The sequence below is a fragment of the Micromonospora sp. CPCC 206061 genome (genome assembly GCF_036906915.1).
Taxonomy (GTDB): Bacteria; Actinomycetota; Actinomycetes; order Mycobacteriales; family Micromonosporaceae; genus Phytohabitans.
In genome coordinates, this window is sequence record NZ_JBAKHX010000015.1 from 78,155 (window position 1) to 99,188 (window position 21,034).

17 protein-coding genes and 1 pseudogene are annotated in these 21,034 nt (G+C 73.1%); 15 read left to right on the forward strand and 3 right to left on the reverse strand.

Annotated features, from left to right (window positions below; genetic code table 11):
• The first annotated feature begins 7 nt into the window (after positions 1 to 7).
• The 7 genes from V6V89_RS14060 to V6V89_RS14090 all read left to right on the forward strand — a co-directional run bounded on the left by V6V89_RS14060 (position 8) and on the right by V6V89_RS14090 (position 10,735).
• The gene (locus V6V89_RS14060) at positions 8 to 1,786 is read left to right on the forward strand and encodes a methylmalonyl-CoA mutase subunit beta (protein WP_334619531.1); all 1,779 of its coding nucleotides are present in this window, start codon (positions 8 to 10) and stop codon (positions 1,784 to 1,786) included.
• Between the two features lie 68 nt (positions 1,787 to 1,854).
• Positions 1,855 to 4,059: a methylmalonyl-CoA mutase gene (gene scpA / locus V6V89_RS14065; RefSeq protein ID WP_442935136.1), complete on the forward strand. Its 2,205-nt coding sequence runs from the start codon at positions 1,855 to 1,857 to the stop codon at positions 4,057 to 4,059.
• A complete protein-coding gene (gene meaB, locus V6V89_RS14070) occupies positions 4,056 to 5,000 on the forward strand; it encodes a methylmalonyl Co-A mutase-associated GTPase MeaB (RefSeq protein WP_334619533.1) in 945 nt (314 codons plus the stop codon). Before scpA ends, meaB begins: the two co-directional genes overlap by 4 nt.
• Positions 5,001 to 5,072: 72 nt before the next feature.
• Positions 5,073 to 5,297: a DUF5988 family protein gene (locus tag V6V89_RS14075; RefSeq protein WP_334619534.1), complete on the forward strand. Its 225-nt coding sequence runs from the start codon at positions 5,073 to 5,075 to the stop codon at positions 5,295 to 5,297.
• Positions 5,298 to 5,721: 424 nt separating this feature from the next.
• Complete coding sequence (locus V6V89_RS14080; protein WP_334619535.1) at positions 5,722 to 8,487, forward strand: AAA family ATPase; 2,766 nt, start codon at positions 5,722 to 5,724, stop codon at positions 8,485 to 8,487.
• Positions 8,488 to 8,546: 59 nt separating this feature from the next.
• Positions 8,547 to 9,983 carry an acyl-CoA carboxylase subunit beta gene (locus tag V6V89_RS14085; RefSeq protein WP_334619550.1) on the forward strand — a complete coding sequence of 479 codons (1,437 nt, stop codon included), beginning with the start codon at positions 8,547 to 8,549 and terminating at the stop codon, positions 9,981 to 9,983.
• Between the two features lie 8 nt (positions 9,984 to 9,991).
• A complete protein-coding gene (locus tag V6V89_RS14090) occupies positions 9,992 to 10,735 on the forward strand; it encodes a thioesterase II family protein (protein ID WP_334619536.1) in 744 nt (247 codons plus the stop codon).
• A gap of 166 nt (positions 10,736 to 10,901) precedes the next feature.
• On the opposite strand, the pseudogene V6V89_RS41720 reads toward V6V89_RS14090, so the two are convergent.
• Positions 10,902 to 11,084, reverse strand: a pseudogene (locus V6V89_RS41720) (carboxylesterase family protein); the annotation flags it as partial.
• A 260-nt stretch (positions 11,085 to 11,344) separates the two neighbouring features.
• On the opposite strand from V6V89_RS41720, the gene V6V89_RS14095 reads away from it, so the two are divergent.
• Together V6V89_RS14095 and V6V89_RS14100 are read left to right on the forward strand one after the other, a co-directional pair.
• Positions 11,345 to 11,866, forward strand: coding sequence for an allene oxide cyclase barrel-like domain-containing protein (locus tag V6V89_RS14095; protein ID WP_334619537.1), 522 nt, complete (start codon positions 11,345 to 11,347; stop codon positions 11,864 to 11,866).
• Entirely contained in the window at positions 11,854 to 13,476 is a 1,623-nt protein-coding gene (locus tag V6V89_RS14100; RefSeq protein WP_334619538.1) for an outer membrane protein assembly factor BamB family protein, read from the forward strand. Before V6V89_RS14095 ends, V6V89_RS14100 begins: the two co-directional genes overlap by 13 nt.
• Positions 13,477 to 13,517: 41 nt before the next feature.
• Here the strand turns inward: V6V89_RS14100 and V6V89_RS14105 are convergent, their stop codons facing one another.
• Together V6V89_RS14105 and V6V89_RS14110 are read right to left on the reverse strand one after the other, a co-directional pair.
• On the reverse strand, positions 13,518 to 14,384 hold the full coding sequence (locus V6V89_RS14105; RefSeq protein ID WP_334619539.1) for an SDR family NAD(P)-dependent oxidoreductase: 867 nt from the start codon (positions 14,382 to 14,384) through the stop codon (positions 13,518 to 13,520).
• Between the two features lie 99 nt (positions 14,385 to 14,483).
• Positions 14,484 to 15,017: an allene oxide cyclase barrel-like domain-containing protein gene (locus tag V6V89_RS14110; RefSeq protein WP_334619540.1), complete on the reverse strand. Its 534-nt coding sequence runs from the start codon at positions 15,015 to 15,017 to the stop codon at positions 14,484 to 14,486.
• A gap of 210 nt (positions 15,018 to 15,227) precedes the next feature.
• On the opposite strand from V6V89_RS14110, the gene V6V89_RS14115 reads away from it, so the two are divergent.
• The 6 genes from V6V89_RS14115 to V6V89_RS14140 are packed head-to-tail and all read left to right on the forward strand — an operon-like array spanning position 15,228 to position 20,982.
• A complete protein-coding gene (locus V6V89_RS14115) occupies positions 15,228 to 16,271 on the forward strand; it encodes a 3-oxoacyl-ACP synthase III family protein (protein ID WP_334619541.1) in 1,044 nt (347 codons plus the stop codon).
• A complete protein-coding gene (locus tag V6V89_RS14120; RefSeq protein WP_334619542.1) occupies positions 16,268 to 18,136 on the forward strand; it encodes an HAD-IIIC family phosphatase in 1,869 nt (622 codons plus the stop codon). Before V6V89_RS14115 ends, V6V89_RS14120 begins: the two co-directional genes overlap by 4 nt.
• Complete coding sequence (locus V6V89_RS14125) at positions 18,133 to 18,360, forward strand: acyl carrier protein (RefSeq protein ID WP_334619543.1); 228 nt, start codon at positions 18,133 to 18,135, stop codon at positions 18,358 to 18,360. Before V6V89_RS14120 ends, V6V89_RS14125 begins: the two co-directional genes overlap by 4 nt.
• Positions 18,357 to 19,151 carry a 2-oxo acid dehydrogenase subunit E2 gene (locus tag V6V89_RS14130; protein ID WP_334619544.1) on the forward strand — a complete coding sequence of 265 codons (795 nt, stop codon included), beginning with the start codon at positions 18,357 to 18,359 and terminating at the stop codon, positions 19,149 to 19,151. Before V6V89_RS14125 ends, V6V89_RS14130 begins: the two co-directional genes overlap by 4 nt.
• A complete protein-coding gene (locus V6V89_RS14135) occupies positions 19,151 to 20,224 on the forward strand; it encodes an alpha/beta hydrolase (RefSeq protein WP_334619545.1) in 1,074 nt (357 codons plus the stop codon). The genes V6V89_RS14130 and V6V89_RS14135 overlap by 1 nt, the downstream gene beginning before the upstream one ends.
• Complete coding sequence (locus tag V6V89_RS14140; protein WP_334619546.1) at positions 20,221 to 20,982, forward strand: thioesterase II family protein; 762 nt, start codon at positions 20,221 to 20,223, stop codon at positions 20,980 to 20,982. Before V6V89_RS14135 ends, V6V89_RS14140 begins: the two co-directional genes overlap by 4 nt.
• The last annotated feature ends 52 nt before the right edge of the window (positions 20,983 to 21,034 follow it).

The following is a 21,034-nucleotide window of genomic DNA, read 5'->3' on the forward strand; positions in this document are numbered from 1 at the left end:
TTCGGGCATGGCGACACCGGTCATGGCCGCGCCCGAAGACACGGCGGCGGGCGACGAGCAGGCAGGCGGCGAGGAGCGCTGGCGGGAGCTGGCGGTGCGGGTGCTGCGCAAGTCCGGCGGCGCCGGAGCGGACCCGGATGCGCTGCTCGCGCGGCTCGCCACCACAACCTACGACGGGGTCCGGGTCGCGCCGCTCTACCGCGACGCGGAGGGTCTGCCGCCCACCGGCCTGCCCGGCCAACACCCGTTCACCCGCGGCGGCCGCCCGCCCGGCAGCGGCCGATGGGACGTGCGTGCCCGGCACGACGACCCCGATCTCGACGCCACCCGGGACGCGATCCGCGAGGACCTGGCCGGCGGCGCGACCTCGCTCTGGCTCGTGCTGGGCGAGAGCGGCATCCCGGTGGACGCGCTCCCCGAGCTGCTGGCAGCCGTGCCGCTCGACCGGATACCGGTGGTCCTGGATGCCGGCGCGGCCACGCCACGAGCCCTGCGCAGCGACCTCGCCGCCGGCAGTTCGCTGGGCGCCGATCCGCTCGGCGTGCTGGCGCGGACCGGGACACTGCCGCCGCTGGACGAGGCGGCCGAGCTGGCCGCGCGGTGCGCGCCCCGGCCTGGGGTGCGGGCCATCACAGTGGACGCCACGCCCTATCACGACGCCGGCGGCAGCGACGCCGAGGAGCTGGGCTGCGCGCTGGCGACCGGTGTCGCGTACCTGCGGGTGCTCGACGCCCACGGCCTGGATACCGCCGCCGCGCTGAGCCAGCTGGAGTTCCGGTACGCCGTATCGGCGGACCAGTTTCTCGCGGTCGCGAAGCTGCGGGCGGCCCGCCGGTGCTGGGCGCGGATCGCCGAGGTGTACGGCGCTCCCCCAGCCGCCCGGGCGCAGCGCCAGCACGCCGTGACGTCGTCGGCCATGGTGACGACGCGCGACCCGTGGGTCAACGCGTTGCGGGGCATCCTCGCCGCCTTCGGCGCCGGCGTGGGTGGAGCCGAAGCGGTCACCGTCCAGCCGTACGATGCCGCACTCGGCCTGCCCGATCCCCTGGCCCGCCGGATCGCCCGCACCACGCAGCTCGTGCTGCTGGACGAGGCACAGGCGGGGCGGGTCGCCGACCCGGCCGGCGGCTCCTGGTACGTCGAGCACCTCACCGAGGAGCTGGCACGCGCGGCGTGGGCGTGGTTCCGGGAGATCGAGCGGGCCGGCGGCATACCTGCCGCACTCCACAGTGGATTCATCGCCGACCGGGTGGCGGCCACCTGGTCGGTGCGGGCCAGCAACATCGCGCACCGGCACGACCCGATCACCGGCGTCAGCGAGTACCCGGACCTGGCCGAGCCGGCGCTTGCCCGCCGACCCCGCTCGAAGCAAACGAGTGGCGGCCTGCCCCGCGTCCGGTACGCGGAGGGTTTTGAGACGTTGCGGGACCGGGCCGACGCGCACCCGGCCCGGCCGACCGTGTTCCTCGCGACGATCGGGCCGGCGAGCGCGTACGCCGCCCGGACCGCCTTCGCGGCCAACCTCTTCGCCGCGGGCGGTATCGCCACCGTCATCGGTGCTCCCAGCGAGTTCGCCGCGAGTGGGGCCCGGGTGGCGTGCCTGTGCGGCAGCGACGACGGGTACGCCGAGCACGCCACCGCCGCCGCGAAGGAGCTGGTGGGCGCGGTACGGGTGTGGCTCGCCGGCCGGCCCGCCGGTCACCTCGGCGCCGACGCGTACCTCTATGCCGGCTGCGACGCGGCCGGCGTCCTCGAGACCACCCTCGACGACCTCGGAGTGGCCTGATGCCCGTGCCCGACTTCCGGAGCGTGCCGCTGGGCACGCCGCTGCCCGACCGGGCTCCACAGCGGAACATCGAGGCGTGGCAGACGCCCGAGGGGATCGCGGTCGAGCCCGTCTATTCCGATGTGGACGTCGACGACACCTACCCGGGCCTGCCACCGTTCACCCGCGGCCCCTACCCCACCATGTACACCACGCAGCCGTGGACCGTAAGGCAGTACGCCGGCTTCTCCACGGCGGAGGAGTCCAACGCCTTCTACCGCCGCAACCTCGCCGCCGGCCAGAAGGGACTGTCGGTGGCGTTCGACCTGGCGACGCACCGGGGCTACGACAGCGACCATCCCAGGGTCGCCGGCGACGTGGGCATGGCCGGGGTGGCCATTGACTCCATCGTGGACATGCGGCAGCTCTTCGACGGCATCCCGCTCGACCGGATGAGCGTGTCGATGACGATGAACGGCGCCGTGCTGCCGGTTCTGGCCCTCTACGTCGTGGCCGCCGAGGAGCAGGGCGTGCCGCCGGAGAAGCTGTCCGGCACCATCCAGAACGACATCCTCAAGGAGTTCATGGTCCGCAACACGTACATCTACCCGCCCGGCCCGTCGATGCGGATCGTCGCGGACGTGTTCGTGTACACCGCCGAGCGGATGCCCCGCTTCAACTCCATCTCCATCTCCGGTTACCACATGCAGGAGGCCGGTGCGACGGCCGACCTGGAGCTGGCGTACACGCTCGCGGATGGCCTGGAGTACGTGCGGGCGGGTGTCGGGGCGGGCCTGGACGTCGACGCGTTCGCGCCCCGGCTGTCGTTCTTCTGGGGCATCGGCATGAACTTCTTCATGGAGGTCGCGAAGCTGCGCGCCGCCCGGATGCTGTGGGCGCGCCTGCTGCGCGACGCCGGTGCGCGCGACCCGCGATCGATGTGCCTGCGGGCGCACTGCCAGACCTCCGGCTGGTCGCTGACCGCGCAGGACGTCTACACCAACGTGGTGCGCACGTGCGTCGAGGCGATGGCCGCGACGCAGGGCCACACGCAGTCGCTGCACACCAACGCGCTCGACGAGGCCCTCGCCCTGCCGACCGACTTCTCCGCACGCATCGCCCGCAACACGCAACTGTTGCTCCAGCACGAGTCCGGCACCACGCGGGTGATCGACCCGTGGGGTGGCAGCGGGTATGTCGAGAAGCTCACCCGCGACCTGGCCTCGCGCGCCTGGGACCACCTGCGCGAGGTGGAGGATGCCGGCGGCATGGCCCGCGCGATCGACGAGGGCATCCCGAAGCTGCGCATCGAGGAGGCGGCCGCGCGCGCCCAGGCACGCATCGACTCCGGTCGCCAGCCGCTGGTCGGCGTCAACGTGTACCGGTCGGCCGCCGACGACCCGGTCGAGGTGCGCAAGGTGGACAATGCCGAGGTCCGCGCCCGCCAGGTGGAGAAGCTGCGCCGGCTGCGCGCCGAACGCGACCCCGTGGCCGTCGACGCCGCGCTCGCGGCGCTCACCGCCGCGGCGGAAGGCACCGGGAAGGCGGAGCTTCTCGCCCGTACCATCGACGCCGCCCGCGCCCGCGCGACGGTGGGTGAGATGTCGGCGGCGCTGGAGCGGGTGTTCGGGCGGCACGCCGAGCGCATCCGCACGGTCTCGGGTGTCTACCGCGCGGAAGCCGCCGGGTCCGCGGCGGTCGACGCCGCGCGGGCGGCGACCGCGGAGTTCGCGCGGATCGAGGGGCGCCGGCCGCGCGTGCTGGTGGCCAAGATGGGTCAGGACGGGCACGACCGCGGCCAGAAGGTGGTGGCGACGGCCTTCGCCGACCTGGGGTTCGATGTGGACGTGGGCCCGCTCTTCCAGACCCCTGCCGAGGTTGCCCGCCAGGCGGTGGAGGCCGACGTGCACGTCGTGGGCGTCTCGTCGCTGGCGGCCGGGCACCTGACGCTGGTGCCCGCCCTGCGGCGGGAGCTTGCCGCCCTGGGCGGCGACGACATCCTGGTGGTCGTGGGTGGGGTCATCCCGCCGGACGACCACGCCGCGCTGCGCGCGGCCGGCGTCGCGGCCATCTTCCCGCCCGGCACGGTCATCGCCGAGGCCGCGCTCGACCTGGTCGCGAAGCTCGCCATCCACCTCGGACACGACGCCCCGGCTCCGGGGCCGGCGTCGCCTGGACTGCCCACCAGCCTCCCCGACCACGCCCCGACGAAGTCGGTGGGCGGCGCGGGGGAAGGTGACGCCTCCGAGACCGCGCGAGCGGAGCGAGCGCCGACCAGCGCGGTACCTGGATGAAGGTTGACGCCGACGCCGTGCTGGCCGGCGACCGGATCGCGGTCGCGCGGGCGATCACGCTGGTCGAGTCGAGCCGCCCCGATCACCGCGCGGCGGCCGTCCGGCTGCTGTCCACATTGCTCCCGCACACCGGTCAGGCGTACCGCGTCGGCGTCACCGGCGTGCCGGGCGCCGGCAAGTCCACGTTCGTCGACGCGCTGGGCGGTCGCCTGGTAGCGACCGGGCACCGGGTGGCCGTGCTCGCGGTCGACCCGTCGTCGTCGCGCAGCCAGGGCAGCATCCTCGGTGACCGCACCCGGATGGGCCAGCTCGCCGCGCACCCGGCGGCGTTCGTGCGGCCATCGCCGAGCGCCGGGACGCTGGGCGGCGTCGCCCGAGCCACCCGGGAGGCGATGGTCGTGGTGGAGGCGGCCGGGTACGACGCGGTACTGGTGGAGACCGTCGGGGTTGGGCAGTCGGAGGCGGCAGTGGCCGCGATGGTGGACTCGGTGCTGCTGCTGACCGTGGCGGGCACCGGCGACGAGTTGCAGGGTGTCAAGCGTGGCGTGCTGGAGCACGCCGACGTGGTCGCGGTGACCAAGGCGGACGGTCCGAACGAGGCTCCCGCCCGCCGCGCCGCCCGCGAGCTTCGCGGGGCGCTGCGACTGTCGGGCCGCGACGCGGTGCCGGTGCTGGCGTGCAGCGCGCACGAGGGCACCGGTGTCGAGGAGGTCTGGGCGGCGCTGCGGCGCGACCACGACGGGCGCGCGGGAAACGGCGAGCTGGCCGAACGGCGCCGGCGTCAGCGGCTCGACTGGGTGTGGTCGCTGGTGCGCGCCCGCGTACTGGACGAGTTGCACGCCCACCCGAGCGTGCCCGACGTGGAGCGCCGGGTGGCGGCCGGCACGCTTCTGCCGTCGCGGGCCGCGGATCTGATCGTCGACGCGTTCCTGGGCCGGTAAGGGGTCGGATAGGGGCTGACCCTCGTACTGGGGCTCCGTAGCGTCTGAAGAAGCCAGAGGACGGAGGTCCCCATGACGAATGGAAATCTCGACGGCGGGCTCATGGCGCCGGCGCGACTGGAAGGCGGCCCGAACGACTTTCCCGACGAGCTGCGCGCGCACCGCGGCTCGGACACCGACGAATACAAGATCAAGGTTGAGCACCGGGGCGGATACGAGCATTTCGAACGCACCGACGAGCGGGACGCCGAGGCCGTCGTCTACCGCTGGACCACCCGCACCCGGATCGCCGAGTAGCCGCCTCCACAGTGGAACCGGCCCCTTGAGGGGCCGGTTTCTTCGTGTATGAGGGTACAAAGTCCCATTTACCCGCGATCATCGAATTCGCCGGACAGGGTCCGATAACGTATTTAAGAAATACCGAAACCGCTTCACGTTGCGCTAAACAAAACCACATACAAGGCCTTACATCGACCTAGCGGGCGTTCAATTCACGAACAGTTAACACGGCCCGAAAGCAGCGACAATGCGCACGTCAACGAGGGCGCGGGAGCACTTCTGATACATGCAATCGCGCGCGTGTGGGATTGCGGACAGACGACTGGCGTTGCGAAAATGCTCTATGTTATGCAGCTCTTACGGCCGGATCGCGGCATAGATCAGCGTGTGATTTTGCCGCACCTGGTCCTCGGAGCTGGTCGCTACGGGGGAGGCGCAACTGATGAGGTTGGTCGAGCGAGAGCTAATTGAGAGAGACGCGCAACTGCGCGTGTTCGACGGTCTGTACGCCCAAGCTGCCCATGGCCAGGGTGCGGCGATGGCGGTGGCCGGTTCCGTGGCCAGCGGGAAGACGGCCATCCTAGAGGCGGTGGCGGACCGCACGGCCCGCGCGGGAGCAACGGTGCTCACCGCGGTGGCGTCGCGCGCCGAGCAGGCTCTGCCGTTCGGTGTCGTCGGGCAGCTGCTGCACAGCATGGACTTGTCGTCCGAGACCGCCGCGCTGGTGGTCAAACTGCTCGACGAGGGCGCGCGCAGCCGGTGGGACACCCTGGCAGCCGAGCCCATGGAGCGGATGACCGCCCGCATAGTGCACCTACTGTGCATGGCGGTCCTGGAGCAGGCCCGCGACACGCCACTGGTCATCTGCGTCGACGACGTAGACCATGCCGACCCGCCGTCGGTGCAGTGGCTGTCGTATCTGTTTCGCCGGCTCCAGAACGCGCGGGTGCTGGTGGTGCTCACCTGCAACAGCCGGGTCATGCCGGCCCACCCGCAGTACCACGCCGAGGTGCTGGGCAACCCGCGGTTTCGCGCGATGGCGCTCGAGCCGCTCACCCGCTTCGGCGTCGCACACCTGCTGCGCGAGCTGCCACAGTTGCCGGCCCGCCGCGCGTCGGAGTACCACACGCTCACCGGCGGCAACCCGCTGCTGGTCCGGGCGTTGATCGAAGACTTCCGCCTCGTTGGCGCCCAGCCGGCCGACCCCGTCCCGGTCGGCTGGGCGTACGGGCAGGCGGTTCTCACCTGCCTGTACCGCAGCGAGCCTGTCGTCGTCGACGTGGCCCGCGCGGTCGCCGTGCTCGGCGCGGCCGCTCCGGCCGCGACGCTGGCCGTCCTGCTCGGCACCGAGATCGAGCTGGTGACCCGCGCGGTCGAGCTGCTCACCAAGGGCGGCATCCTCGACGAGTCCGGCGACTACCGGCACGCCCGCGCCCGCACCGCGGTGCTCGGCGAGATGGCGCCCGACCGGCGCGGCGAGCTGCACCGGCGCGCCGCCACGATGCTGCACGACGAGGGCGTGCCGTCCGCCGACGTGGCACGGCACCTGACCCGCGCCGACCGGCTGGACGCCGGCTGGATGTCGCAGACCCTGCACGAGGCCGCCGAGCAGGCGCTCGCGCACGGCGATGCCGACCAGGCCCGCGGGTGCCTGCGGACGGCGCTCGCGGCCAGCCCCGACCGCGAGCACCACGCCGAGACCCGCTCGCGGCTCGCGCGCCTGGAATGGCTGCTCAACCCGGCCGGCGTGGCGCCGCACCTGCCCGAGCTGGTCGCCGCCGCGCGGACCGGCACGCTCGCGCCGCGGCACGCGCTCGCGCCGCTCAGCTACCTGCTGTGGCACGGCCGGGTCTCCGAGGCGACCATGCTGCTCACCACGCTCTGCGAGCGGTCCGGGCGCGACATCGAGGTGTCCGCCGGGCTGCGGGTGGCGCTGCTGTGGCTCGGCTACACCTACCCGGAGCAGCGCGCCCAGGTGCGCGCCGGCTGGGAGCTGCTCGGCGCGGGCGGCGGGCCGATGCCGCAGCTGCCGCCGGCCCGCGCCAGCGCCGTGCTGGGGGCGATGGTCGCGCTCAGCCCGCACGGCGACGCGGTCGCCGCGGCTGAGCAGATGGTGCGCGGCCAGCACGGCGACGACGCGCTGGTACCGGCGCGGGTCGCGCTCGCGGCGCTGGTGCTGCTCGACCGGTACGCCGCGGCGGGCGCCTGGGCGCCGAACGGGGCGCCGTGGCTGGCGCTCCAGGCCGGGGTACGCGCCGACCTCGAGCTGCGCCAGGGTGGCCTGCTCGGCGGCCGGCAGCACGCCCGCGACGCGCTGACCGAGCTCACACCCAAGGGCTGGGGCGTCGGGCTCGGCGGCGTGCTCGCCACGCTGGTGGGCGCGAGCACCTGCGCCGGAGCGTACGACGACGCCGCGCACTACCTGGGCCTTCCGGTGCCGCCGGGCATGTTCGGCACCCCGTTCGGCGTGCAGTACCTGCGCGCCCGCGGCGGCTACTACCTGGCCACCGACCGGGCGCGGGCCGCCGTCAGCGACTTGCAGGCATGCGGCGACCTGCTCACCGCCTGGGACATGGACGAGCCGGCGCTGCTGCCGTGGCGCTCCGACCTCGCCCAGGCCTACCTGGCGCTGGGCCGGCACCGGCGGGCCCGGGATCTGGCACAGGAGCAGCTGCGCCGGGTCGGTGAGGGCCAGCCGCGCGTGCGCGGGGCCACCCTGCGGGTGCTCGCGGCGGCCAGCGATCCGTCCCGGCGGGTGCCGATGCTGCGCGAGGCTGTCGACCTGCTCCAGACCAGCGGCGACCGGCTCGAGGCGGTCCGCGCGCTCGCCGACCTCAGCGACGCGCTGCACCAGGTCGGCGAGTCCAGCCGGGCGCGGATGATGGTGCGCACCGCGCGCACGATCGCCCGCAAGAGCCAGGCGGTGCCGCTGTTGCGCCGGCTGCAACCCGACCTGTCCCCCACGCCGCGCCCGGCGGCCCCGCCGGACACCCCGGACGAGCTGACCGAGCTGAGCGACGCCGAACGCCGGGTCGCGACGCTGGCGGCGCTCGGGCACACCAACAGGGAGATCGCCGGCAAGCTGTACGTCACGGTGAGCACAGTGGAGCAGCACCTGACCCGGGTGTACCGGAAGCTGCGCGTCAACGGCCGCAGCGACCTGCCATCCGGGCTCCAGCTCGACGTCGCCGACAGCCGCGCGGGTTAGGGGTCGCTACGGGTGGGCCGTGGCACCCCACCGTCCATAGGCTTTTGCCGATGACGGTCATGACCACGGCCCCGCCCGACGCACCATCCCACCTTGAACCGGGCAACCTTGACAGCGACGACCGGAAACCGGCCGCCCGGCTGGCCCGACTGCTCGACGCCGGCTCGCCCGCGCCGCTGCACGCCCCCGATTCCAGCGGCGTCACCGCGGTCCGCGGGCTGGTCGGCGGCCGGCCGGTCGTCGCGTACTGCACCGACGCCACCACGATGGGCGGTGCGATGGGCGCGACCGGGTGCCGGCACATCGCCACCGCGATCGACGCCGCCGTTGTCGAAGACGTTCCCGTCATCGGCCTGTGGCACTCGGGCGGCGCCCGGCTCGCCGACGGCGTGGAATCGATGGACGGTGTGGGCCAGGTGTTCAGCGCGATGACCCGTGCGTCCGGCCGGGTCGCGCAGATCTCCGTGGTGCTAGGGCCGGCGGCCGGCGCGGCCGCGTACGGGCCGGCACTGACCGACCTCGTGATCATGGCTGGTGACGCGCGGATGTTCGTCACCGGACCCGACGTGGTGCGCGCGGTCACCGGCGAGCAGGTCGACATGGCAACGCTCGGCGGCCCCGACACGCACGGCCGCCGCTCCGGCGTGGCCCACCTGGCCGTGCCGGACGAGCAGGCGGCGTACCGGGAGGCGCGCCGGCTGGCCGAGCTGTTCGCGCGGCCGGGCCGCTTCACCCCCGACGCCCTGCCGCGCGGCGCCGACCTGCGCGCGCTGCTGCCCGAGAGCCCGCGCCGGGCATACGACGTCCGGCCGCTCGTGCGCGCGATCGTCGACAGTGGACCCGGCTTCGTCGAGCTCCAGCCGCGCTGGGCGGCGAACGTCGTGGTGGGCCTGGGCCGGCTGGCCGGGCGCACGGTCGGCATCATCGCCAACAACCCGCTGCGCAAGGGCGGCTGCCTCGACGCGCTCAGCGCCGAGAAAGCGGCCCGCTTCGTGCGGATGTGTGACGCGTTCGGCGCGCCGCTCGTCGTGCTCGTCGACGTGCCCGGTTACCTGCCCGGCGTCGGCCAGGAGTTCGACGGCGTGATCCGGCGAGGCGCCAAGCTGCTGCACGCCTTCGCGCAGGCCGTGGTGCCGCGGGTTACGCTGGTGACGCGCAAGTCGTACGGGGGCGCCTACATCGCGATGAACTCCCGTTCCCTGGGTGCCACGGCCGTGTACGCGTGGCCGGAAGCGGAGGTGGCCGTGATGGGCGCTGAGGCGGCCGTGGGCGTGTTGCACCGCCGGGCCCTGGCGGCGGCCACCCCCGAAGAGCTGCCGGCCCTGCGCGAGCGGCTGATCGCCGAGCACAACCGCCTCTCCGGTGGCGTCGGGCGCGCGCTCGCCCTCGGCGTCGTCGACGCCGTCATCGACCCCGCCGAAACCCGCGCCACGCTGGCCCGGGCCCTGGCGCAGGCACCGGCCGCCCGCGGGCGGCACGACAACATCCCGCTGTGAGGGGTTCCATGAGCTGGATCCGCCGCTTCCGGCCGGCCGCGCCGGGCGCCGTACGGCTGGTGTGCTTCCCGCACGCTGGCGGCTCGGCGAGCTTCTTCCACCCACTGTCGACCGCGCTGGCGCCGGGCGTCGAGGTGCTCGGCGTGCAGTACCCAGGGCGCCAGGACCGCCGGCACGAGCCCGGCCTGACCTCCGTCGACGACCTCGCCGACCGCGCCGCCGAGGAGCTGATCGGGTACACGGACCGCCCTCTTGCCTTGTTCGGGCACAGCCTCGGCGCGGTGCTCGCCTACGAGGTGGCCCTGCGCCTGGAGAAGTCGACGGGACAGCCACTGGACCGGCTCTTCGCCTCGGGCCGGCGCGCGCCCTCGCGGTACCGGGAGGATCGGGTGCACCTGCGCGACGACGCCGGCATCCTGGCCGAGGTGCGGCTGCTGAGCGGCACCGACGCCAGCCTCATGGGCGACCCCGAGCTGGTCCGGATGATCCTGCCGGCGATCCGCAGCGACTACACCGCGATCGAGACGTACCGGCACACCCCGGGCCGGCTGCTGTCGTGCCCCGTGACCGCGCTGACCGGCGACGCCGACCCGCGCACCACTCTGGACGAGGCACGAGCGTGGTCGGAGCACACGACCGGAGAGTTCGAGCTGTCCGTGTTTCCCGGCGGGCACTTCTTCGTCTCCGCGAACGCCGCCGACGTGACGCGGGTCGTGGCCGACCGGCTGTCACCTCACGCCGTGACCGGATAGCCGAGTCCCTTCCAGAACGCGCAGGCGTGGGCGGCTGCCAGGTCAACGGGGCGCGCGCCGGAGCCGCGGGTGAACCCGCCGCCGTGCAGCCACACCACCACCGGTACCCGGGACTGCCGCGCCGCCGCACGGGCGCGTGCACGTTGAGATCAGAGGCATCCTCACCACCTGCCCCGGGCTGAGGGCAGTCGCTGCCGTACGCGGTCGCCGGCCGCACACCCGTCCACCTGACCGGCGGGCGGGGTGACCGCCAGCGCGCCTCGCCGACCGGGGGCGCCGCGAACGGTACCCCTAGAAATGCCGGACCCCGGCGACGATGGCCACGACCATGACGGACCAGGAACGCGATCGATGGGTGCCCATGCCGGCATGGTCTGTGTGCCCGCTAAAGCGGCGCCTGCGCCGCTCTTGCGCCACGGGCCATACCCGTACCGGGTCGACCGACCCGAAGCGGTGCTTTAGGTGTCCTTTAGCCCGACTGCCCACGATTCAACGGGCGCGCCGCGGGCCGGGCACATCGTGCCTTCGGCCACGGCGCGGGCACGGCCCGTCCGGTGACGCGACGGCACCGCCCGGCGGGCATCCACAACCACGAAAAGAGGGAATGCCATGCGCCTAGCCCCGAAACGGGCGGTCGCGTCGTTCGCCGCAGCCGCCGCGAGCGCCGCCGTCCTGGTGGCCGAGCCTTCGGCCGCCTGGGCCGGGCCCGGAAAGCACCGGGACTGCATCGCGTACAGCGGACTCACCGAGGTCACGCACCTGTCCATCACGGACGGTGGCGAGCCGGGTGAGGGCGCCGGCGACGTCGTCGACTTCCACACCGAGCTGCTCGACGCCGACGGCGACCTGGTCGGCCGCAACGTCGGCCGCGCGGTGGTCTTCGCCGACCCGGCCACCGGCCGGCTCAAGGAGTTCGTCACCGGCATCGACTACCTGCCGGGCGGCACGGTCGCCTCGGCCGGCACCATCGACCTGATCTCGGCGGTGTCCGGCGAGGAGCAGTCGATCGGCGCGGTGGGCGTCACCGGCCGCTTCCGCGGCAAGGTGGGCGCCCGTACGTTCCGGCTGATCGAGCGCACCTCGCCCATCGAGTCCATCAGCGAGTCGGGGGTGTCGGTATGCCGCAGGTGACGCTCGGCAACCGGGTCGCCCGGCGTGCGCTGGCCCTCGCGGCGCTGGTCGCCGTCGCTGTCGTGGCGGCGCTGCCGTCCTCGGCGACGGCGCACCCGTTCGGCGGCGAGTGGCGCACCGGCGGGCACGACCTGAGCAACACGCGGTCGAACCCGTTCGAGCGCGCCATCAAGCCCGGAAACGCCAGCCAGCTCGCGGTCAAGTGGAAGGCCACCACCACCGGTGACGTCTCCGCCACGCCGGCCGTCGTCGGCGGCGCGGTGTACTTCCCCGACTGGGGCGGCACGCTGTGGAAGCTGGACGCCGACACCGGCGAGACCATCTGGTCGCGGAAGGTGGCCGACTACGTCGGCATCGACGGCGTCTTCTCCCGCAGCAGCCCGGCCGTCGTCGGCAACACGCTGTACATCGGCACCGTCAACCCGGCCTGCTGCGCGCTGAGCCCGCCCACGGTCAGCGCCGGCTACCTGCTCGCGGTCGACACCCGCACGGGTGACCTGCGGTTCAAGACACTGGTCGAGGACCACCCGTCGGCCAGCATCACCGGCTCGCCGGTGGTGCACGGACGCACCGTCTACATGGGCGTGTCCTCCGTGGAGATCCGCGCGGTCATCTTCCCGACCTACAAGTGCTGCTCGTTCCGGGGCAGCATGGTGGCTGTCGACGCGATCACCGGGAAGGTGCGTTGGAAGACCCACACGATCCCGGAGAACGGCACCGACGGTGATCGGTTCAGCGGCGGCACGATCTGGAGCGGCGGGCCGACCATCGACCCGCTGACCGGCACGCTGTACGCCACGACCGGCAACAACTACTCGATGCCGAAGAGCGCCTACGACTGCAAGGCGGCCGGTGGCACGGCGCGCGAGTGCCTGCCGGACTGGAACATCTACGACTCGGTGGTCGCCTTCGACCTGCGCGACGGGTCGATCAAGTGGGTGCACCGGGCGGACTGGTTCGACGTCTGGAACGGTGACTGCGCCAACCCGCAGAACCCGGGTGACGACTGCCCGGTGCCAGGCCCGTCGTACGACTACGGCGCGGGGGCCACGCTGTTCACCGTAAAGGACAAGAACGGCAAGCCGCGCCGGCTGGTGGGCGCCGCGCAGAAGGGCGGCATCTACTGGATGCTCGACGCCCGCACGGGCAAGGTGGTCTGGCAGAAGCGGGTCGGTCCGGACGGCGACCACTGGAGCGGCATCCAGTGGGGCGTGGCGACGGACGGCAAGCGGATCTACTTCAACGAGACCAACTTCGGCAAGAAGCCGCACACGATGCCGGATGGCACGGTCATCGACTACAGCTCGTTCGGCGCCATCGACCCGGCGACCGGGCAGATCCTGTGGCAGGTGCCGGAGCCGCACGGCGGCATGACGCAGGCGGCGGTCAGCACCGCGAACGGCGTCGTCTACATCGGAAGCCTGAACAACCACATGTACGCGCTGGACGCACGCAACGGCGCGCTGCTGTGGGACTTCGCCGGTGAGGGCGCGTCGAACGCCGGCCCGTCGATCGCCGGCGGCACGGTGTTCTGGGGCAACGGGTACGCGAACAACCGGCTCGGCTTGCCGAGCAAGACGTTCTACGCGTTCCACGTGCCGGGTACCTGATACCCCTTTGGCCCTGGCGGCCCCGCGACCTGGCGGGGCCGTCAGGCCGTGGCGCGGGTCTGCGCCTCGCTGACCTCCCACAAGCGGCGAGCCGCCGGCTCGTCGCGCGCGGACCGCGTGGGCTCGACCTCACGGCGGTCCTTGTAGTAGCCGCCGGGTCGCAGCGTGCCGTCCGGGGTGTCGAGCAGCCAGACGAGGGTCTCCGCGCCCTTCTCCGGCGACCGGGCGACCACGCTCGTCAGCTTCATGGCGAACCGGAAGAACGCGCCGTTGTTGAGGTTGAAGCCGCTGGCCACGAAGCCGGGATGGAAGCTGGTGGCGGTGACGCCGCTGCCGGCGACCCGGCGGGCCAGCTCGGCGGTGAACAGGATGTTCGCCAGCTTGGAGACCCCGTAGCGACCCATGCCCTGAAACTTGCGCTCGGCGTTCAGGTCGTCGAAGGGGATGCCGGACACGGTGCGGTGCGCGTCCGAGGCGGTCGTGATGACCCTGGCCGGAGCGCTTTCCTTAAGCCGGTCGAGCAGCAGCTCGGTGAGCAGGAACGGCGCCAGGTGGTTGACCGCCCAGGTCAGCTCGATGCCGTCGGCGGTCACCTGGCGCTTCATGTTCACCGCGCCGGCGTTGTTGACCAGTGCGTCCAGCCGCGGGTACCGCGCCAGCACGTCGGCGGCCAGCTGCCGGACGGACGCCTGCGAGGCCAGGTCGGCCATGAAGACCTCAACCTCGGAGCCCCCGCCTCCGCTGGACCGGATCTGGTCGACGGCGGCCGCCGCGCGGCCCTCGTCGCGGGCCACGATGCCCAGCCGCGCCCCGCGGGCGGCCAGCTCACGGGCCGCCGCCAGCCCGATGCCCCCGGTGCCGCCGGTGATCAGAACGGTCTTGCCTGCGATGCCCTGCCACTCGGTCACGTGCCAGCTCCTCTCGTCGGTTTCGGTCTCTATGACACCACCGCACCGGGACACCCGTGTGTCCCGGTGCGGTGGATCGGGTCGCGGCATGTGGTCGGGTCAGCGCCGCCCGCGGCACAGCGAGACGCCCGACTCCAGCTCGGTGCTGTTCTCCGATGGCCGGCTGACCAGCCGGAACCAGCGCTCACCGGTCTTGCCCTTGTATTTCCCGCTGACGCCGGTAGCGGGCAGCGTGGTCACCTCGCCGGCCACCGCCGGCCCGAGCTTGTAGTGCCCGGCCCACACGACCTTGCCGCCGGGCAGCTTGTCGGTGGCCATCACCCACTGCCACAGCTCGCCGGTGACCGGGTGGGCGTACACGCCGATCGTGCCGTCGGACGTGCCAATGAGGTGACCGCGCGCGTTGAACAACTCGTTGTGCGCCTTGACGAGGTCACCCGCACCGGGGCCCGGTTCGCCTCCATCGTGGATGGTCAGCTGCGTCACCTCGTGGAGGCCCTCCAGTGTGACGCAGCCGCGGCCCTGCTGGCTGCCGTGTGCCGCGGCGGTGCCCGGCACGGCGGCAAGCCCCAGCACGCAGGCGGCCACCGCCACGGGGTACCCGACGGCCCGGCTGATCCGGCCAGCGCGCATGATAATTCCCCCTCTCGTTGCGGATATGTGGTTGTCGGACAAATGCTGCGCCCGTCCGCTTGCGCACCCCTAAAGCGGACCTTGCTGGTCCGCTCGCCGGCGCGCCCACGCGGCCGCCGCCCACAAGGCGGGCCTTAGGCCCGCTTTAGGCCCGCGACCCAGGATGGGGTACGGCGCGCGCCGGACCCGGAGAGAGGACTGCCATCCACAATGGACGCCCGTGGTGACACCCACGTCCTGGCCGTCGGCACCGAGTTGCCCGGCCCACCCCTCGACAACGCCCGGCTGGCTCGCCGGCTCGGCATGGACCAGATGTGGCAGCAGTGGATCGACGCCTTCATCGGCACCCGCACCCGGCACCTCGCCGTCGACCTCGACACCGGCGAGCGCCTCCACAGCCTCACCGACCTCGCCGAGGCGGCCGGCCGGCGGGCGCTCACCGCGGCCGGCGTGGCACCCCGCGACGTCGAGCTGGTCGTGATGGGCACCGCCTCACCCGACCTGCTGATGCCCGCAACCGTCAACCTCGTCGCCGACCGGCTCGGCATCGACGGCGTGCCCACCTACCAGCTCCAGTCCGGCTGCGCCGGCGCGATCCAGGCGCTCGACGTGGCCCGGCAGCTGATGCTGGCCAGCGGCCACCGCACCGCCCTGGTGATCGGCGGCGACTCGTGCGCCAAGCACCTCGACGTCCACCTCGACGCCAGCAAGCTGCCGCCGGCCCAGCTGGTCAACATCGTGCTGTTCGGCGACGGCGCGGGCGCCGCCGTCCTCACACTCGATCCGGTACCGGGCAGCGTCGCCCTGCGACGGGTGCTGAACCGGCTCACCGGCCTCGGCCGCCCGCCCGGCCAGTCCATCGAATGGTTCGGAGCCGGCGAGCTGCGCGACGCGCCCGCCGACCGGCTGCCCGCCAGCGAGGACTACAAGGCCATCGAGGAGTCGGTGCCGCTGATGTCCGCCGAGATCCTCAAGGAGCTGCTCGACGACCTCGGCTGGCGCCGCGACGACCTGCACTACCTGCTGCCGCCGCAGCTGTCCGGCCGGATGACCAGCCAGATCGTCAAGCATCTCGACCTGCCGGACGCCCGCGAGGTGTCCTGTGTGGCCGACACCGGCAACAACGGCAACGCCCTGCCGTTCCTCCAGTTGGAGCGGCTGCTGCCGCGGATGGCGAGCGGCGAGCGGGCGATCGGCATCTCGGTCGAGTCCAGCAAGTGGATCAAGGCTGGCTTCGCCCTGGAGAAGCTGTGAACGCGCCAGGCGTGCTCGCCCTGTTGCGGTCCGGGCAGCTCGCGGACCGGTTCCCCGAGCTGCCGGCGCTGCTCGCCGAGCTGCCCGACGCCGACCTCGGCCGCGCCGGGCAGCTACTCGCGCGGCTCGATCCCGACGAGGTACGCCGCGCACACCCGACTGTGCCCGCGCTCAACGTGGCGGTCACCGGGCACGGCACGCTGTCGGCGCTGGTGCCGCCGCTGACAGCCGAGCTGGCCCGGCACGGCCTGCTGGTGCGGCCGGCGGTGTCCGACTTCGACAGTTACGTGTTCGACCTCGCCGACCCGGGCAGCGCGCTCTACGCCGCCGCGCCCGACCTGGTGCTCTGCGTGCTCGACGCCACCGTGGTCTTCGACGACGTACCGGTGCCGTGGCGCCCCGACGACGTCGCCGCCGCGGCGGCCGCCCGGGTCTCCACCGTCGAGCAGCTCGCCGGCCGGTTCGCCGCCACCGGCCGGGGCACACTGGTGCTCAACACGATTCCCCTGCCGTCCCGGTACCCGGCGCAACTGGTCGACCACCGCTCCCGCGCCCAGCTCGGCGCGGTCTGGCGAGAGGCGAACGCCCGGCTGCTCCGCCTCGCCGAGCAGCACCCGGCGGTCGTCGTTCTCGACCTCGACCCGCTGCTCGCCGAGGGCATCCCGGTCACCGACGACCGGCTCGACGTGTACGCCAAGGCGCACCTGTCGCCGCAGTTGCTCGCCCGGTACGCCCGCGAGGTCGGCCACCTGGCCCGGCACGTGACCGGCCGCACCAAGAAGTGCCTGGTGCTCGACCTGGACAACACCGTCTGGGGCGGGATCCTCGGCGACGACGGCGTCGAGGGCATCGAGGTCGCCGACTCGTACCGGGGTGAGGCGTTCCGGGCGTTCCAGAAGGTGGCCAAGCAGATCGGCTCGCAGGGCGTGCTGCTGGCGGCCGTCAGCAAGAACAACCCGGAGCCGGTGCAGGAGGCGCTGGAGGCGCACCCGCGGATGACGCTGCGCGGCGAGGACTTCGTCCGGGTCGTCGCCAACTGGCGACCCAAACACGACAACCTCGTCGAGCTGGCCAAGACCCTCAACCTGGGCCTCGACAGCTTCGTCTTCGTCGACGACAGCCCGTTCGAGTGCGGGCTGGTGCGCCGCGAGCTGCCCCAGGTCGCCGTCGTACAGGTCGATGAGGAGCCGGCCCTGCACGTGACGAAGCTGCTGCGCGACGGCTGGTTCGACACCCGTGAACTGACCGCCGAAGACCGCGCCCGCACCGTGATGTACCGCCAGGAAATGGAGCGCGCGGACTTCCTCGGCACCTTCGACTCGCTCGACGACTACCTGCGCGAGCTCGGGGTCAAGGTCCGGCTCGGCCCGGTCACCCCGCCGGAGGCCGCCCGGGTCGCCCAGATCACGCTGCGCACCAACCAGTTCAACCTCACCACCACCCGGGTGCCGCTGCCCGACCTGCACGAGCTGGCCGCCGACCCGAGCCGGCTGGTACTGGCCATCGAGGCGGCCGACCGGTTCGGCGACAACGGCATCGTCGGCGCCGTCTTCACCCGGCGCGACGCGGACGGCGTACACGTCGACAACTTCCTGCTCAGCTGCCGGGTGTTCTCCCGTGGCATCGAGCGCGCGTGTCTCGCGGCGCTGCTGCGGCACGCCCAGGGCAGCGGCGCACCGGCCGTGTTCGGGTACTACCGGGCCAGCGCGAAGAACGCGATGGTGCGCGACTTCTACCTCCGCCACGGGTTTCAGCCGGCCGACGACCGGGACGGGGCGCTGGTGTTCCGCCACGACCTGGCCACGGTCGAGCCGGGCCCGGACCACCTCCACCTGACCGAGAGCTTCGAGAGGGCCGCTTCGTGAACAGCATCGACGACCTGGTGACGCTCGTCCGCGACGAGCTGGGCCTGCCGCTCACCACGGCCGACGCCGACCGCAAACTGTCCGACCTTTCGGGCTGGGACTCGGTGCACCTGCTGTGGCTGCTGACCGCGCTGGAGCGCAGCACCGGGCGGCGCATCTCCATGCCGGACGTGCTGGAGGCCGGCACGCTCGCCGACATCCACGCGCTGGCGACCAGGGTATGAGCGCGCCGGTCGCCCGGGAACGCCGGCACACCCTGCACTTCCTCGCGGAGGTGCGGGCGTTCGCACCGGTTTTCATCGACACCGAGGTCGACATGGGTGCGGTCCGGGCGCACCGGGCGGCCGCCACGGCAGAGGGCCGGCGGTACTCGGTCGTCACGTACGTGCTGCACGAGGCTGCCCGCGTGCTCGCCGCGCACCCGGACGCCAACGCGGCGATCCGGGGTCGGCTGTGGCCACGCGTCGCCCGGTACCCGACGGTCACCGGCAAGCTCGCGCTCGACAAGACCGTCGGCGGACGGCGCGTCGTGCTCGCCGCGCTGCTGCCCGACCTCGACCGCGCAAGCCTCGACGACATACAGCGCCGGGTCGAGCGGTACCGCGACGGCGACCCCGCCACCATGGCCGAGTTCGCGGGCGCACGGCTGCTGCACCGGCTGCCCGGACCCGTGGGACGGCTGGCGTTCCGCGCGGCGATCCGGCCGCTGCGCCGCCGCGCCACGACCGTCGGCACGTTCGCGGTCAGCTCGCTGGGGCACCGCGCGGTCGACGGGTTCCACTCGGTGGGCGGCACCACGGTGACCCTCGGCATAGGACGGATCGCCGACCGGCCGGTCGTGCGCGACGGTGCGCTCGCGGTCGCACCGGTGATGCGGCTGAGCCTCGCGTTCGACCACCGGGTCATCGACGGTGCCGAGGCCGCCGACGTGCTCACCGACATCAAGGACCGGTTGGAGGGGTTCGCGGCACCAGCCGCACACCCGCTGCCGGCGACCACGGGAGCGGGGATCTGATGCACGACATCGACGAGCTGCGGCAGTTCGCCGAGGCGCACGCCACGGTGCAGGGCATCCCACCGGCCCGGTACCGCGAGATCGTGGACCCGATCCGCACCGACGAGGACGGCGGGGCGGGTTCCTGGGTCGGCGAGTGGTCGGCCGCGGCCGTGGCGCTGGAGCGCGACGGCAAGCTGCTAGAAGCGTGCGCCCACTACAACCTGGCCCGCTTCCCGTACCCGGACGGCGTCGAGCGGCAGCGCGCGATGGCCGCCTGCGCCGACGCGTTCGACCGCTGGCGGCGCGAGCACACCGACTTCCGGCGCCTCGACGTCGAGCTGGCCGACGGCGCCGTGCGGTGCTGGGTCAGCGGCGGCACCGAGCGGCGCCGGCCGCTGCTGCTCGTCATGGGCGGCATCGTCAGCGTCAAGGAGCAGTGGGCCGCCGTGCTCGCGCAGGCCCGCAAGCTCGGCACCACGGCCGTCGTCGCCGAGATGCCCGGCGTCGGCGAGAACACCCTGCCATACCACGCCGACAGCCACCGGATGCTCTCCGGCATCCTCGACGCGGCCGGCGGGCTCGCCGACACCGACCGGGCGTACGCGGTCGCGATGAGCTTCAGCGGCCACCTCGCGCTGCGCTGCGCCACCGAAGACCCACGCATCAAGGGCGTCGTCACGATCGGCGCGCCGGTCCGCGAGTTCTTCGCCGACGCCGCCTGGCAGCGTCAGGTGCCCCGGCTCACCATGAACACGCTCGCGCACCTGGCCGGTGTCGAGCCGGCGAAGGTCGGCGACCACATGCGCGACTGGGGGCTCACCGACGCGCAGCTGTCCGGGTTGGACATTCCGGTGCACTACCTGGCCAGTACCCGCGACGAGATCATCCCGCCGGGCGAGACCGCGCTGCTGCGCCAGCGCGTGCGCGGTCTGCGGCTGGTGGAGAACGACGACGTGCACGGCTCCCCCGCGCACATGGCGCAGACCCGGCTCTGGACCGCGCGTTCGGTGCTCCAGATGCGCGGCGGGTACCCGGTGCAGCGGGCGGTGCTGGGCTTGATGGGGCGCCTCGCGCGCCGCCGGTCACCGTGACGCCGTACCTGCCCTGGGCGCCCGAGCCCGGGGACGGGCTGCGGCTGTTCTGCTTCCACCACGCCGGCGGGGCGGCGTCCGCGTACGCCGGCTGGCGCGACGCGCTCGGACCGGGCGTCTCCGTGCTGCCCGTGCAGCTGCCGGGCCGGGAGGCGCGGGTGCGCGAACCCCGGTTCACCGACATCGAACCGCTGGTGCGGGACCTCGACACGCACCTCGACCGGTACCTGCGCCCGCCCTACGCCGTGTACGGCCACAGCATGGGCGCCCTCGTCGCGTACGCGCTGACCCGTGCCCGGGTCGCGCGCGGCCGCCCGGCACCGCGCTGCCTGGCTGTGGGTGGGTATCCGGCGCCGCACCTGCCGACCGCGCTCGCGGGCGCGGTGGACCTGCCCGACGCCGACCTCGCCGGCCTGCTCGCGGAGCTGGGCGGCATGTCCCCCGCGCTGCGCGACCACCCCGCGTGGCTCACGGCGGCCGTCGCGCTGGCCCGCGACGACCTGCGCGCCTGCCTCAGCTACCGGTACCCCGGCGGCGACCCGCTGCCGGTGCCGATCCACGTGTTCACCGGTGCCGCCGACCCGATCGTCCGCGTGGCCGACGCCGCGGCGTGGGACGGCCACACGACCGCCGCCTGCCGGCAGCACACCGTGCCAGGCGGGCACCTGTTCCACCGTCAGGCACCCCCGTTCCTGCTCAACCGCCTCGCCGAACTACTCACCCCCAGTGCGACGTCCGTCGCTTTAGGACGGGCTTAGGCACGACCAAGTCGGTCGTTAGCCGGCCGGGCGACGCTGTTCGTGGCGGTGC

Excerpts from the sequence above, each read along its gene's own strand:
- V6V89_RS14075 (WP_334619534.1), top strand. The coding sequence starts at position 5,073 with ATGACGAATGGAAATCTCGACGGCGGGCTCATGGCGCCGGCGCGACTG.
- V6V89_RS14090 (WP_334619536.1), top strand. The coding sequence starts at position 9,992 with ATGAGCTGGATCCGCCGCTTCCGGCCGGCCGCGCCGGGCGCCGTACGG.
- V6V89_RS14085 (WP_334619550.1), top strand. The coding sequence starts at position 8,547 with ATGACCACGGCCCCGCCCGACGCACCATCCCACCTTGAACCGGGCAAC.
- V6V89_RS14095 (WP_334619537.1), top strand. The coding sequence starts at position 11,345 with ATGCGCCTAGCCCCGAAACGGGCGGTCGCGTCGTTCGCCGCAGCCGCC.
- V6V89_RS14100 (WP_334619538.1), top strand. The coding sequence starts at position 11,854 with ATGCCGCAGGTGACGCTCGGCAACCGGGTCGCCCGGCGTGCGCTGGCC.
- V6V89_RS14080 (WP_334619535.1), top strand. The coding sequence starts at position 5,722 with ATGAGGTTGGTCGAGCGAGAGCTAATTGAGAGAGACGCGCAACTGCGC.
- V6V89_RS14135 (WP_334619545.1), top strand. The coding sequence starts at position 19,151 with ATGCACGACATCGACGAGCTGCGGCAGTTCGCCGAGGCGCACGCCACG.
- V6V89_RS14130 (WP_334619544.1), top strand. The coding sequence starts at position 18,357 with ATGAGCGCGCCGGTCGCCCGGGAACGCCGGCACACCCTGCACTTCCTC.
- V6V89_RS14060 (WP_334619531.1), top strand. The coding sequence starts at position 8 with ATGGCGACACCGGTCATGGCCGCGCCCGAAGACACGGCGGCGGGCGAC.
- meaB (WP_334619533.1), top strand. The coding sequence starts at position 4,056 with ATGAAGGTTGACGCCGACGCCGTGCTGGCCGGCGACCGGATCGCGGTC.
- V6V89_RS14110 (WP_334619540.1), bottom strand. The coding sequence starts at position 15,017 with ATGCGCGCTGGCCGGATCAGCCGGGCCGTCGGGTACCCCGTGGCGGTG.
- V6V89_RS14115 (WP_334619541.1), top strand. The coding sequence starts at position 15,228 with ATGGACGCCCGTGGTGACACCCACGTCCTGGCCGTCGGCACCGAGTTG.